Raw genomic sequence first — 13,450 nt, 5'->3', positions numbered from 1 at the left:
CATTGCAGTGGAGCGTCCGTTGTCCCCGATCCGATTCCCCCGCGGCGTCCTCTTCGACCTCGACGGCACGCTGCTCGACAGCGCGCCCGACATGGTCGAGGCGATCAACATCCTGCGCCGTGCGCGGGGCGAGGCCGAGGTCGCGCATGAGGTGCTGCGGCCGCATGTCTCCAAGGGCGCGCGGGCGATGATCGGCTGCGCGTTCGGGCATCTCGACGCCGACGCGCGCGAAGCGCTGGTCAAACCCTTTCTCGACGCCTACGAAGGCATCCTCGGCCGCTACTGCGTGCTGTTCGACGGCATCGCCGCGATCCTCGACGCGCTCGATGCCGACGGCGTGCGCTGGGGCATCGTCACCAACAAGCCGGAATACCTCGCGCGTCCGCTGATCCCGATGCTGGGATGGGCCGATCGCTGCGGCGTGCTGATCGGCGGCGATTCGCTGCCCGAACGCAAGCCGCATCCGCTGCCACTGCTGCATTCGGCGGCGGTGCTCGGCATCGATCCGCGCGACTGCGTCTACGTCGGCGACGATGAGCGCGACATCGTCGCCGCGCGCGCCGCCGGCATGCCGTCGATCGTGGCGCTGTGGGGCTATCGTCTGCCCGGCGACGATCCGTTGGCATGGGGCGGCGACGTGATGATCGAGCAGCCGCACGCGCTGCTGGACGCGGCGGTGTGGCCGACCGCGGGCGCGATCGCGACACCGTGAACGACGCCGTCATGCCCGATACGGGTCCCGCCGCGGATCTCGACGATTTCCTCGACAAGTGGCGCGGGCGCTGGCCGGAATGGCGCATCGCCCAGGTGTTCCTGCCCGAGCCGCAGCGCCTGCCGGCCGAGGCCTGGCTCGCGCTGCTGCAGGAATGGACCGATGCCGCCTGGGCCGGCGACGATCCGACGCCCGGGTTCGCGAAACTGGCCTGGTGGCAGGACGAACTGCGGGGCTGGGCGAAAGGCGCGCGACGCCATCCGCTCGGCCGCGTCCTCCTGAAGCAGGCGGCGCCATGGACGACACTGGCGGCCCACCTGTCCGCGCTGCAGGCCGTGCGCGAGCCGCTGCGGCGCGGAGATGCGCCCGAGCGCCTGCGGCCGACCCTGCAGACGCTCGCCGATGCGATGCACGACTGCGAGCGTGCGCTGTTCGCGGAGTCGGCTGCGGCCGCGCCCGGTGCGTCGAACACGGATGCCTTCGGACTGCTTGCCCTGCACGCGCTGTGGCATCGCGAGGGTGCCGGCGATGCCGCTCAGGTTCGGATCTGGGCCGGGCAATTGCTCGCCACGTCGTCGCTGCGGGCGGCGACGCGTCCGCGACGGATCCACGACGCGCTGTGTCGCGCCCGTCTGCAGCGCGTTTCCGCCGGCGCAGAGGCCGCGCCGTTGTCGCCGCCGGCCGCGCTCTGGCGCAGCTGGCGCGCGGCCCGGGGCTGAGACAACGCTCCGTTCCGGCCTGGTTTCGGAAGCCGGCGACCCGGCTGGGTACAATGGCCGCCCCTCCGCTGTCCGGCCCCCACCCGTGACCCTGCGACCGACCTCCCTTCCGATGCCCGACGTGGCCGGCGATGCCGCCGCCGCGGCGCGCGCGCTCGATTGGGTCGGCATGCGCAACATCGCGCTGCCGCTGCGGGTCCGCGGCGACGATGGCGGCAGCCTGCAGGTGCCGGCCTCGGTCGACGTCTTCGTCGATCTGCGCGATCCCGGCGCCCGCGGCATTCACATGTCCCGCCTCTATCTGCGTCTGCAGGACACGCTGGTCGAAGACGTGCTGACGCCCGCGCGACTGCGTCGCGTGCTGCAGGAGTGCGTGGAGTCGCAGGGCGCGCTGTCGTCCTCCGCGCGCCTGACCCTGCGCTTCGACCAGATGCTGAAGCGCCGCGCGCTGGCCAGCGACAACAGCGGCTGGAAACGCTATCCGCTCGAAATCGACGCGCTGCTGGCCGACGGCCATCTGTCGCTGACGGTCGCGTATGCGGTCGAATACTCCAGCACCTGTCCGGCGTCCGCGGCGCTGTCTCGGCAGCTCAATGCCGAACGCTTCGCGGAGGACTTCGCCGCGGCGCATCCGCTGTCCACGCATGTCGTGCGCGACTGGCTGGCGTCGGAGCGTGGTCTCGCCGCCACGCCGCACGCGCAGCGCAGCCGCGCCGAGATCCGGGTCGAGCTGCAGCCCGCGTTCGACGAACTGCCGGTGGCGGACCTGATCGACCGCGCCGAAGCCGCGCTTGGCACGCCGGTGCAAACCGCGGTGAAGCGCGAGGACGAGCAGGCCTTCGCGAAACTCAACGCCGACAATCTGATGTTCTGCGAAGACGCCGCGCGTCGCGTCGCCGCCGCGCTCGCCGACGACGCCCGCGTGCAACGCTTCGATGTGTGCGTCTCGCATTACGAAAGCCTGCATCCGCACGATGCGGTGGCGCAGGTGTCGGGCAAGGGTCGCGCGGCCGGCTGACCGCAGGCCCGATATCGGTTTCGTCGCGGAACCAATCGATGCGGATCCAATCGATGCGGATCCAATCGATGAGGATCCAGTCGATGAGGATCCAGTCGATGAGGATCCAGTCGATTGATCGACGGCGTGCATCGGCATGCGTCGGCGCATCGCGAACGTCGCGTACGCATCGATTGTGGACCGATGCCGGAGTCCGTATGCTCGCCTCGCGCATGTGCCTTCCTGGAAGCGCGGGCGCGGGTTCTGTCTGCGGGATGCGGAGCGAGGAAGTGGGGCGCGAAGCGGTCCCGTCCATCATCGAACGACACCGGAGGTCTCATGAAGATGCGATTGCTCGCGCTGCTGCCCGCAGCGCTGTTGCTGGCGGCCTGCAACAAGGAAACACCGCCGCCTGCGGCCCCTGAAAAACCCGCAGATACCGCGCCGGCGCCGGCGGCTTCCATCGTCAAGCCCGTCGATATCCCGGCCGGTTACGGATATCCCGGCAACCGCGCCGAATTCCAGGCCTGGGCCGACGCCTGGCAGATCGACAACATCACCACCGCCGCATGGAATCTCTGGGCCGGCATGACCAGCGACTCCGGTCAGATGTGGGAAGGCGCCAATCTGCCGGTGTGGGAAACCTGGTGCGGCATCAGCGAGACCTTCAGCAAGGAAGGCTGCGTGGCCGGCATGACGCGACCCGCGCGCGCCTTCCAGGCCGCGAGCCAGATCGCGCACAGCGCGCGCAAGGCCGGCCTGCAGTTGCCCGCCGACACCAACGTGGTGTCGTTCAACAAATTCAATCCGTCGATGGCGGGCTATCTGGCCGCGCAACATCCCGGCCCGGGCGGCGTGCAGTACAGCTACACCTCGATGCAGAGCCAGGTCGACCTCAACGCCGCGTGGCCGCAGGGCACCGCGGTCGCGGATCGCAAGGTCGTCGATGCGCCGTATCAGCCCGACAACGGCGACGCCATCGGTTTCGCCGGCATGGAAACCAAGCCGGTGATCTTCCTGGTCAAGGCGAGCGGCCTGACGCCGATGCCGCTGTGGCAGGGCACCCAGCAGTCCACGACGCCGGCCAACGCGACGCCGGAAACCTGGCTCACCTGCGTATTGCTGGATCCGACCAACACCGGGGGTCCCGATACGGCGCCGGTCGTGGCGACGCCCGAGCAGATCAAGCAGGCCGTGCCCAGTCCGTCGCTGGCGTGCCAGAGCTATCTGTACGCGCCGCTGTCGACGATCTACAGCTTCAGGATGGATCAGGCCGACGCCGACAACTGGAACAGGAATCTCGCCAACAACGGCGACCAGGGCCAGGGACTGAAGGCCGCCGCCGGCGATTTCGGCGTGCTGGCCGGCATGCACGTCAACAGCAAGACGATCGTGAACTGGACCTGGGAAACCTTCTGGTGGCAGCCCGGTGCGGACGCGCCGAACAACTTCCCCGGCAGCAAGCAGGGCATGACCGCCAACGTGAAGGGCGCCTGGCGCAACTACGCGATGTGCACGGCGTGGAACCAGACCAAGGGCAACGCATCGAGCGAGATGGTGGTCTGCTTCAATCCGTTCCTGGAAACCTCCAGCGGCATTCCCGCCGGCCAGACCAGCAACTGCATGAGCTGCCATGGCGTCGCGACCTTCGGCGCCGCCGCGGTCTCGGGCACGCCGCCGGTCAACGCCGCGACCACGATGAACTATCCGGCCAGCTACACCGCGCCGATCGACTTCAGCTCGAACGCGTGCACACAGTCGACCCCGCCGGGCAGCCAGACCTGCTTCGCCGATTTCACGAAGACCGATTTCTCGTGGGCGATGCCGGGCAATGCGCGCAACGATCTGCCGCAGCCGGCGGCCGCACCACCGGCCGAAGCGAAGAAGTAATCCATCGCACGATGCGCAACGGCCCGGTCGAAAGACCGGGCCGAGTATCAAAAACGATTTGTACCGGAGGCGCGTATGCAAGTGAATTTGGTTTGGCATCCATCCATAAAATTGCCGAAAAAAATGGATGGTTGTGATTATGAGCTTATACCTCAGGCCCCTGGAATCTATATTTTTCTTCGGATTTATGGCGAAGACGCTGAGGCTTTATATGTCGGTAAATCCGAAAACATCCGGCGCCGGATCAAGCAGCAATTCAATAACCGCCGATTAATGGATGCCATCAAAGATGCCAGGAATGGCGAGCGTCGCCTCGTCTTCGCAGAGTTCGCACCTAAAAAAGGAAAGATGCACAAGAACGCATTGGAAATTACTGAGGAGACCTTCATCTCTCACTATTTGGCTCTGGGGCACGGCCTCGTCAACATCAAGGGCACCCGTTTAAGGCACCATGAAATCAGATCAGAGAGGGGGGAGCTCAAGCAGTTTTTGCCGATTTCGGCCAAGCTGCATCTTCGATAGTACGTCGCCTCAGATCGTCAACTAACGCATCATGTGCGGATGAACTATTGCTCCTCGTCGCGTTCCAGCACCAATAAAGGATCGACACGTACGTCGAACCAATTCATCCCCCAATGCAGATGCGGTCCCGTCGATCTCCCGGTCGAGCCCACCGCGGCGAAGACCTGCCCCTGTTCGACGCGGTCGCCCACCCGCACGTCGATGCGCGACAGATGCAGGAAATTCGAGCTGACGCCAGCGCCGTGGTCGATCAGCACGGTGCCGCCGGTGAGATACAGATCCGGCGCGGCGAAGGTCACGATGCCCGCCGCCGGCGCCTTGACCGGCATGCCCTGCGCGGCGGCGATGTCCATGCCCGAATGCGGTGCCTTGGCTTCTCCGTTGTACACGCGCTGATTGCCGAAGCGGCCACTGATGCGGCCTTCCACCGGCCAGATGAACCGCTGCGCGAAATCCTCGCGGGCATCGTCGCGCGCGCGCGCCGCGGCGACCTGCGCCTGTTCGCGGGCGATGCGCTCGGCGATGTCGGGCGGCGGATTCACCGTCGCCGGCGGCACGCCGTCGATGCGTTCGATCGGCCAGTCGCGTGGCGTCACTTCGATGCGATGCGCGATCGTGCCGGTCGCAGGCGAGCGTACGTTCACCGCCAACGGGCCGACCGCATCGCGACCGACGCCGAAGGCGAAGCGCCCGGACGGCGACACCCGCACCGTGCGTCCGGCGTATTCGACGATGGCGCCCGGGTCGGTGCTGCCGACGATCAGCGTGCCCTGCTGCACCGATGCGGGCAGCATGGTGGCGCGGACGGGGATCGCGCCGCCACCAGCGGGCGGTGGCGATGGCTCGCGAACGACGGTCGTGCCGCCGCAGGCCGACAACGCCATCGTCAGCATTGCGATGACGACGGCACGCACTGTCGCCGTGCGTTTCAACGGTCGAATTCCAGGCGCTGGCCGCGCGGGCTGCCGACCAGTGCGCGCCCGTCCCAGACGAGATGACCGTTGACCCAGGTCGATGCGACGCGCGAACGGAAGGTCGTGCCCTCGAACGGCGACCACCCGCATTTCGACAGCACCTGCGAACGCTCGACCGTGAACGGCGTGTCGTCGATCAGCACGAGGTCGGCGCGATAGCCCTCGCGCAGGAAGCCGCGTTCCCTGACGTCGAACAACTGCGCCGGCGCGTGCGCGAACTTCTGCACGACCTGCGCCGTACTCAGCCGGCCTTCGTGCACGCATTCCAGCGCCGCCGACAGCGCGAACTGCACCAGCGGCAGGCCGCTGGGCGCGCGCAGATAGCCGTGCTGCTTTTCTTCCAGCGTGTGCGGCGCGTGGTCGGTCGCGAGCACGTCGATGACATCGCCGGCCAGCGCGTCGATCAGCGCTTCGCGATCGGTGCTGTCCTTGATCGCCGGATTGCATTTGATGAAGTTGCCGCGGGTTGCGTAGTCGCGGCTGTCGAAGCGCAGGAAATGCACACAGGTCTCCGCGGTGATGCGCTTGCGGCTGCCGTCGGCGCGGATCAGCGGCCCGCGTTCGAACAGGGCGAGTTCGTCGGCGGTGGAGATGTGCAGCACGTGCAGGCGGGCATCGTGGCGGCGGGCGAGTTCGATCGCGAGCCGGGTCGATTTGATGCAGGCCTCGCGCGAGCGGATCTCGCCGTGGTACTCCACCGGAATCGCGTCGCCGTACTTCTCGCGGTACTTCGCCAGCTCGGCGTCGATGGTCGGCGTGTCCTCGCAATGGGTGATGATCGGCGTCGGCGCGTCGCGGAACACCGCGTCCAGCACTTCCGGATCGTCCACCAGCATGTTGCCGGTGGAGGCGCCCATGAACACCTTGACGCCCGGCGCGGTCTTCGGGTCCAGCGCGCGGATCGCCTCGATGTTGCCGGTGCTGGTGCCGAGGTAGAAGGCGTAATTGCTCCAGGCGCGGCCCGCGGCGCGGCGGTACTTGTCCTCCAGCGCCGCGCTGTCCAGGGTCGGCGGGCTGGTGTTGGGCATCTCCATGAAGCTGGTGAGACCGCCGGCCGCCGCCGCCGCAGATTCGGTGGCGATGTCGCCCTTGTACTCCAGCCCGGGTTCGCGGAAGTGCACCTGATCGTCGATCATCCCGGGCAGCAGCCGACGGCCGCCGGCGTCGATCACGGTCTCGCCGGGGCGGGCGCTCAGGCCGCTGCCGATGGCCTCGATGCGGCCATCGGCCATGCGCAGGTCGGCGTCGAACTCGCGGCCCTCGTTGACCAGACGGGCGTTGACGATCAGGGTCGGCGGGGGGGCGGAGTCGTTCATGCGGGAGGCCTCGGTCGGTCGGGGGCGGGCGGAACCGGGTCGTGGCCGCCCGGGCAGAACGGATGGCAGCGGGCCAGCCGACGGGCGGTCAGCCAGCTGCCGCGGACTGCGCCGAAGCGCTGGATGGCTTCCATCGAGTACTCCGAACAGGTCGGCACGAAACGGCAGCGCTGGCCCAGCATGGGGCTCACCCAGCGTTTGTAGAAGCGGAGTGCGGCGATCAGCAGGCGGTCGATCAAGGAGGAGGTCCTGCGGGGGATTGCAGCGTGCGGGACCCGCTGAAATGCAAGGTTGCCGCTGCAGTCTTTGCAGGGTATAACAGCCCGCTTTCCCGCCTCAAGGGAAGATACGAGGATTCTCGGACGTGGCAGTAAAGAAACCCGCAAAGAAGGCCGCGAAGCCGGCCGCCAAGCAGCCCGCGAAAGCGGCCGCCAAGAAGCCCGTGGCCAAGTCGGCCGCCAAGCCCGCCGCGAAGCCGGCTGCCAAGGCCCCCGCCAAGCCCGTGGCCAAGAAGGCGGTCGCGAAGCCGGCCGCCAAGCCCGTGGCCAAGAAGGCCGTCGCCAAGCAGGCGGCGAAGCCCGCCGCCAAGTCGACGCCGGTCGCCAAGCCCGCCCCGAAGGCGGACATCAAGGCTGCGCCGGCCAAGACACCGGCTGCGAAGGCCCCCGCGCCCAAGCCGCCGGCCAAGGTCGAGCCCAAGGCCGCCGCGAAGCCGGCACCGGTCCCGACGCCCAGTCCGACGCCCGCGCCGCCGCCGACCCCGCAGCCGCCGCCCAAGCCGCCGAAGCCGCCCAAGCCCCCGGTGCCGGGCCCGCTGCCGAACCCGAACGATCCGCCGAAGAGCGCCGCCAAGCCGGTTGCGGTCTCGCCGCGTCCGGCCGCCGGCAAGGTCGCGGTCGCCGTGACCTCGCGTCCCGCCGCGCCCGCGCCCAAGGCCCAGATCAAGGTCGTGCCGTACAAGACCGACGAGGCCACCGGCCGCCCGATCGTGCCCGACGGCTACAAGCCCAGCGTCGACGAGGAGTACATGAGCGCGCTGCAGCTCGAGTACTTCCGCCAGCGCCTGCTGCAGTGGCGCGCGGACCTCATCGAAGAGTCGAAGCAGACCATCGAGAATCTCAAGGACGAAGTGCGCGATGTCGGCGACGATGCCGAACGCGCCACCCGCGAAACCGAGAACTCGCTGGAACTGCGCACCCGCGACCGCTACCGCAAGCTGATCGGCAAGATCGACAGCACGCTCAAGCGCCTGGAAGCCGGCGAATACGGCTACAGCGTGGATTCCGGCGAAGAGATCGGCCTGCATCGCCTCGAAGCCCGCCTCACCGCGGAGCGCACGATCGACGAGCAGGAACGCTGGGAGCACCTGCAGAAGCAGCAGGGCGATTGATCCCGGCCGTCGTTGCGGATCCCAACGAAAAGCCCCGCTTCGGCGGGGCTTTTCTGTTTTCGCCATCCGACTTTCCCGCCGATGCTGCTGGTTTGTTCATCTCATCCAGACAGCGTCGGGTGTTCTCGTGCATCCGGCTGCTTTCGTGGATGAGCGGCTCGAACCGCCTGTCATCGCCCGATATTCAGGCGCCCTCCGCCGCGAACCCCGCCTTGCGGTGCGAACCGTCGCAATACGGCTTGTTTCCCGACTGCCCGCAGCGGCACAGCCAGGTCTGGCTGCAGCGGTCGACGGTGTGGCCGGTGCCGGTGACGATTTCGAGATTGCCGACGATTTTGAGCGGGCCGTCCTTCTGCGGTTCGATCGCCAGCGCGCCGTCGCGGGCCGCGAGCGGCTGCGATTCTTTCGGCGCGGTTTCGCCGCTGGCGATGAAGCCGCCTTCGGCATGGCTGTTGTCGCAATAGGGTTTGCGCTTGGACAGGCCGCAGCGACACAGCGTCGCGCGGTAGCCGATGGCTTCGCCGGCGACGGTCAGCGGCGCGTTGAGCGCGAGCGGCCCGTTCTCGCGAAGGCATACGGTATTGACCACCGGCGCGGGTTCTCCACGCTGGCCGTCGAGGCGCTCGTACTGGATCGCGCCCGACGGACATTGCCGCGCCGTCAGCGCGACTTCCTCGGCGGAGACCGCGTCCGGGTGGATCCATTCGCCGTCCACGTTCGGCACGAAGACATCCGGATGTCCGAGTACGCAGTTGCGGGCGTGGATGCAGCGTTGTCCGTCGAAGTGGATCACGACGTCCCTGCCGCTTACCGTTTCCTTGCCCATGACCCGCTCCCGGTGCGCGCCCGTCCAGCCGGGCACGTCGAGTCTACGCCGATGGCCGCGTCTTTCGTCGCCTCGGGTCGCTCGGCCGGCGATCGAAAATCCTCCCCTCAATGGAGATCGCGCAGGTCCAGGCGCCGCACGGTCGGCGATTTCAGTGCCGTGAACGCGACCACCGCCAGGGTGACGCAGCCGCCGAGCACCACCGCATGGGCCAGACCGAGCAGGCGCGCCATCGAACCGGCGTAGAACGCGCCGAGTTCGTTCGACGAACTAATGAAGATGCTGTTGATCGACGACACCCGGCCGCGCATGTGATCGGGCGTGGCCAACTGCAGGATGGTCGAGCGCAGCACCACCGAGATGCCGTCGAAGGCGCCGGACAGGAACATGAAGGCCACCGACAGCCACAAGGTTTCCGACAGCCCGAAGCCGATGATGCACGCGCCGAAACCCGCGACCGCGCCGAGCAGGAACCGTCCCGCATGGCGCTGGATCGGGTGGCGCGCCAGCCACAGGCCGACCAGCACCGCGCCGACCGCGGGCGCGCTGCGCAGCAGGCCCAGCGCTTCCGGGCCGGCATGCAGCACGTCCTTGATGAAGGCCGGCGCCAGCGACACCGCGCCGCCGAACAGTACCGCGAACATGTCCAGCGCCATCGCGCCCAGCATCACCGGCGTGCGGAGGACGAAGCGCAGGCCCTCGCCGATGCTGGCGAAGATCGGCTGGCGTTCGTGCGACAGCGCGGGTTCGGTGGTGCGCAGGACCGCGAGCGCGAGCGCGGCGCCCAGCGCGCACACCACGCCGAGCGCATAGGCCGGCCCGGCCGGTACCGTCGCGCCCTCGGGGAAATCGCCGAGACGCGCGACAAGGCCGATCACGCCGCCGCCGATCGCCGGACCGAGCACCAGCGCGGACTGGAACACCACGCTGCCGATGCCCGAGGCGCGGGTGAATTGTTCGCGCGGCAGGATGCACGCGAACAGCGTGTTGTGGACCGGGCCGAGGAACGATCGCACGCCGCCGGTGAACATGATCGCGGCATACATCAGCCACAGTTTCGCGCCGCCTTCGCCGGGCGCGGCGAACACCCAGCCCAGCGCGACCGCGATCAGGATCAGCGGCGTCAGCGCGAGTCCGATGCAGGCGACGATGCCGAGGCGACGCTTGGGGAGGTGATCGACCAGATAGCCCGCGAACGGCGCCACGCAGAAGAACGGGATCACCTCGGCGAGCCCGAGCAGGCCCAATTTCCAGGGATCGCCGGTGAGTTCGTACACATGCCAGCCCGCGGCGACCGCCACGATCTGGTACGACAGGATCGTGAGCAGCCGATAGCTCATCAGCGCGACGAAGCTGCGATTGCGCAGCGGCGCCACCGATGCGGCCGCGTCGACGTCGTTCGCGCTCACGTCCGGGCGTCGACCGCGCGCTGCGCGGTGGCGCGGATGAAGGCCAGCAGCGCCGCCAGGCCGTTGTTGCGGGTGGGCGACAGATGCTTCGCCAGGCCGATGTCGGCGATGTAGCGGGTTTCGGTGGCGAGGATCTCGTCGGCGCTGCGCCCGGAATAGACCCGCAGCGCGAGCTGGATCAGTCCGGAGACGATGGCCGAGTCGCTGGCGGCGGCGAAATCGAGCCGCTCGGCGTCGCCCGAGGCCACGATCCAGACCATCGACTGGCAGCCGAGCAGGCGGTTCGCCTCGGTCTTCAGCGCATCGTCCATCGGCGGCAGTTTGCGGCCGAGATCGATCAGGTACTGATAGCGCTCGGACCAGTCGCCGAAGAACGCGAATTCATCGCGGATCGCATCCTGGGCTTCGGCGGCGGTGGGTTCGAGCGGGAAGCTGGACATCTGTCGTTTCTTTGAATTGAAGTCGCAAAGGATTCCGGAAAGCGCCTCTGCGGCTCGCAGGGCGATTCATGCATGGCATTCGGGATGGACATGCCTTCGCTGCCGTGCTTGGCGCAACATCGTATCGGCTAGAGCGTGTTATGCACTTTTTCATATGCCGCGAAGGCCGTCTGCGGGCCCGATCCGGCGGCCCGCGGCTTGCCTTGGCCACCAGCCAAGGCTGCGCCGCGGAACCTTGTCTCGGCGCCACAGGCTGCGCAACGCGGCATATGAAAAAGTGCATAACACGCTCTAGACGCGCTTCCTCACCCAGCGCACGCCCTGCGGCGTGTCTTCCAGCAGGATGCCTTCGTCCGCGAGTTGCTTGCGGATGGCGTCGGCGCGGCCGAAGTCCCTGGCCTGTTTCGCCGCGTTGCGCTCGTCGACCAGCGACTGGATGCGCGCATCGTCGTCGCCCGACACGCCGCGCGCGAACCAGCTCGCGGAGGCCTGCCGCAGGAGACCCAATGCGACGCCCGCGCCGAGCAGTTCGGATTTCAGGCGCGCGCGTTCTTCGTGATTGTCGCTGCGGCGCGCTTCGCCGGCGATGCGCGACAGTTCGGCGAGCGCCTGCGGCGTGTTCACGTCGTCCAGCAGCGCCGCTTCGACGCTGGCCGGAATGCGCGGCAGCGCGTCGATGTCGGCCAGATCGCGCAGCGTGCCGTAGAGGCGGTCGAGGGTGCGCACGGACTGGTCGATCAGCGCGTCTGACCACTCCAGCGGCTGGCGGTAATGCGCGGACAGCAGCGCATAGCGCAGCGCTTCCGGCGGATGCTCGGCCAGTTCCTCGCGCACGAGGCGCAGACGGCCTTCGGATTTCGACATCTTGCCGCCGTTGAGCGTGAGCATGCCGTTGTGCACCCACCAGCGCGAGAACAGCCGGTGGCTGCCGTCGGCGTGCTTGTGGCTGCATTCGCTCTGCGCGACTTCGTTCTCGTGATGCGGGAACTGCAGATCGCCGCCGCCGGCGTGGATGTCGATGGTCTCGCCGAGATGGGTTTCGGCCATCGCCGAGCATTCGATGTGCCAGCCCGGCCGGCCCACGCCCCACGGCGATTCCCAGCCGGGCAGATCGTCGGTGGACGGCTTCCAGAGCACGAAATCGCCCGGGTTGCGCTTGTAGGGCGCGACTTCGACGCGCGCGCCGGCCAGCATTTCGTCGGGATCGCGACCGGAGAGCTTGCCGTACTCCGCGAACGTGTCCACCGCGAACAGCACGTGGCCCTCGGCGGCGTAGGCGTGGCCCAGGTCGATCAGGCGCTGGATCATCGCGATCATCTGCGGGATGTGCGCGGTCGCGGCCGGCTCGATGTCCGGCGCGAAATCCCCGGAGACGCCCAGCGCGGCCATGTCCTCGCGGTAGGCCGCGGCGTATTTGTCGGTGATCGTCGAGATCGGCACGCCCAGTGCCTTCGCAGCTGCGTTGATCTTGTCGTCGACGTCGGTGATGTTGCGCGCATAACGCAGCTTGCCGTAGCGGCGGCGCAGCAATGCGGCCAGCACGCCGAAGACCACCGGGCCGCGCGCGTTGCCCATGTGCACATAGTTGTAGACGGTGGGCCCGCAGACGTACATCGTCGGTCCAGCGATGGCGTCGAGCGGCTCGAAGGCCTCGACCCTGCGGGTCAGGCTGTTGTAGAGATGAAGGTCCATGTTTCATCGATATGGGGGAATGACCCGATTCTAGCCGTCTCGCCATCCTTACGACAGCGTGGGTTCAGCCAGCTTTCGTCGGGGGCACCTACACTGGCCGGCCGATGCCAGCACCCAACGCCTTCCTCCGCCGTGCCATCTGCCTGCCGCTCTTCGCGGCGGTCCTGTGCATGACGACGATTTCATCGGTGCAGGCCCAGAACGCCAGCGGACAGACCCCGAACGTGCGCACCGAGTATGCGCAGGTGCTGCGGGTGGAGCCGGTCTACCAGACCCTGCGGGCCCAGGCGGTGGAGCAGCGCTGCGACCATCCCGCCGAAGCGACGGGCGTCGCCCCGACCAATCGCGATTGCCGCCCGGTGCGGGTGGAGCGGCAGTTCCAGCGTCCGGTGGCCTATGACGTCGATTACATCCATGGCGGCGTGAAATACCGCTCGCGGCTGCCCATGGACCCCGGCAAACGCCTGCGGGTGCGCATCACGGTGACGCCGGATATGCCGCCCGGGGAAAGGCGCTAGCCGCTTGCGCCGGCCGGGTCCGCATGCGAGCATGCCGACCTCATG

At 67.9% G+C, this 13,450-nt stretch carries 14 protein-coding genes; 7 read left to right on the top strand and 7 right to left on the bottom strand.

The window, feature by feature from the left end:
• The first annotated feature begins 19 nt into the window (after nt 1-19).
• The 5 genes from ABD974_RS17760 (at nt 20) to ABD974_RS17740 (ending at nt 4,840) form a co-directional block, all read left to right on the top strand.
• On the top strand, nt 20-712 hold the full coding sequence (locus tag ABD974_RS17760) for a phosphoglycolate phosphatase (protein ID WP_345304675.1): 693 nt from the start codon (nt 20-22) through the stop codon (nt 710-712).
• Nucleotides 713-723: 11 nt separating this feature from the next.
• A complete protein-coding gene (locus tag ABD974_RS17755) occupies nt 724-1,431 on the top strand; it encodes a phytoene/squalene synthase family protein (RefSeq protein ID WP_345304674.1) in 708 nt (235 codons plus the stop codon).
• An 85-nt stretch (nt 1,432-1,516) separates the two neighbouring features.
• The gene (gene folE2, locus ABD974_RS17750; protein WP_345304673.1) at nt 1,517-2,449 is read left to right on the top strand and encodes a GTP cyclohydrolase FolE2; all 933 of its coding nucleotides are present in this window, start codon (nt 1,517-1,519) and stop codon (nt 2,447-2,449) included.
• Between the two features lie 318 nt (nt 2,450-2,767).
• Nucleotides 2,768-4,318: a hypothetical protein gene (locus tag ABD974_RS17745; RefSeq protein WP_345304672.1), complete on the top strand. Its 1,551-nt coding sequence runs from the start codon at nt 2,768-2,770 to the stop codon at nt 4,316-4,318.
• Nucleotides 4,319-4,393: 75 nt separating this feature from the next.
• On the top strand, nt 4,394-4,840 hold the full coding sequence (locus ABD974_RS17740) for a GIY-YIG nuclease family protein (protein WP_345304671.1): 447 nt from the start codon (nt 4,394-4,396) through the stop codon (nt 4,838-4,840).
• Between the two features lie 44 nt (nt 4,841-4,884).
• On the opposite strand, the gene ABD974_RS17735 is transcribed toward ABD974_RS17740, so the two are convergent.
• Genes ABD974_RS17735 through yidD form a run of 3 tightly spaced genes read right to left on the bottom strand, consistent with a single transcriptional unit; the run spans nt 4,885 to nt 7,369 of the window.
• Nucleotides 4,885-5,754 carry a M23 family metallopeptidase gene (locus ABD974_RS17735; protein WP_345304712.1) on the bottom strand — a complete coding sequence of 290 codons (870 nt, stop codon included), beginning with the start codon at nt 5,752-5,754 and terminating at the stop codon, nt 4,885-4,887.
• Nucleotides 5,755-5,768: 14 nt separating this feature from the next.
• On the bottom strand, nt 5,769-7,130 hold the full coding sequence (locus tag ABD974_RS17730; protein ID WP_345304670.1) for a dihydroorotase: 1,362 nt from the start codon (nt 7,128-7,130) through the stop codon (nt 5,769-5,771).
• On the bottom strand, nt 7,127-7,369 hold the full coding sequence (gene yidD / locus ABD974_RS17725) for a membrane protein insertion efficiency factor YidD (RefSeq protein WP_425562731.1): 243 nt from the start codon (nt 7,367-7,369) through the stop codon (nt 7,127-7,129). The genes ABD974_RS17730 and yidD overlap by 4 nt, the downstream gene beginning before the upstream one ends.
• A 125-nt stretch (nt 7,370-7,494) precedes the next feature.
• Here yidD and dksA point away from each other — a divergent pair, with 125 nt between their 5' ends.
• Nucleotides 7,495-8,520: an RNA polymerase-binding protein DksA gene (gene dksA / locus ABD974_RS17720; RefSeq protein ID WP_345304669.1), complete on the top strand. Its 1,026-nt coding sequence runs from the start codon at nt 7,495-7,497 to the stop codon at nt 8,518-8,520.
• Between the two features lie 184 nt (nt 8,521-8,704).
• On the opposite strand, the gene ABD974_RS17715 is transcribed toward dksA, so the two are convergent.
• The 4 genes from ABD974_RS17715 to cysS all read right to left on the bottom strand — a co-directional run bounded on the left by ABD974_RS17715 (nt 8,705) and on the right by cysS (nt 12,887).
• Nucleotides 8,705-9,346 carry a CDGSH iron-sulfur domain-containing protein gene (locus ABD974_RS17715; protein ID WP_345304668.1) on the bottom strand — a complete coding sequence of 214 codons (642 nt, stop codon included), beginning with the start codon at nt 9,344-9,346 and terminating at the stop codon, nt 8,705-8,707.
• A 107-nt stretch (nt 9,347-9,453) separates the two neighbouring features.
• On the bottom strand, nt 9,454-10,755 hold the full coding sequence (locus ABD974_RS17710) for an MFS transporter (protein WP_425562730.1): 1,302 nt from the start codon (nt 10,753-10,755) through the stop codon (nt 9,454-9,456).
• A complete protein-coding gene (locus tag ABD974_RS17705) occupies nt 10,752-11,195 on the bottom strand; it encodes a SufE family protein (RefSeq protein ID WP_345304667.1) in 444 nt (147 codons plus the stop codon). Before ABD974_RS17705 ends, ABD974_RS17710 begins: the two co-directional genes overlap by 4 nt.
• A gap of 291 nt (nt 11,196-11,486) precedes the next feature.
• A complete protein-coding gene (gene cysS / locus ABD974_RS17700; RefSeq protein ID WP_345304666.1) occupies nt 11,487-12,887 on the bottom strand; it encodes a cysteine--tRNA ligase in 1,401 nt (466 codons plus the stop codon).
• Nucleotides 12,888-12,991: 104 nt separating this feature from the next.
• On the opposite strand from cysS, the gene ABD974_RS17695 reads away from it, so the two are divergent.
• Complete coding sequence (locus tag ABD974_RS17695; protein ID WP_345304665.1) at nt 12,992-13,405, top strand: hypothetical protein; 414 nt, start codon at nt 12,992-12,994, stop codon at nt 13,403-13,405.
• Nucleotides 13,406-13,450: the final 45 nt, after the last annotated feature.

It is taken from the genome of Lysobacter hankyongensis (assembly GCF_039543145.1).
Classification (GTDB): domain Bacteria; phylum Pseudomonadota; class Gammaproteobacteria; order Xanthomonadales; family Xanthomonadaceae; genus Lysobacter_I; species Lysobacter_I hankyongensis.
Note: the sequence above shows the minus strand (reverse complement) of the source record. Positions and strands in the feature narration are given on the sequence as shown.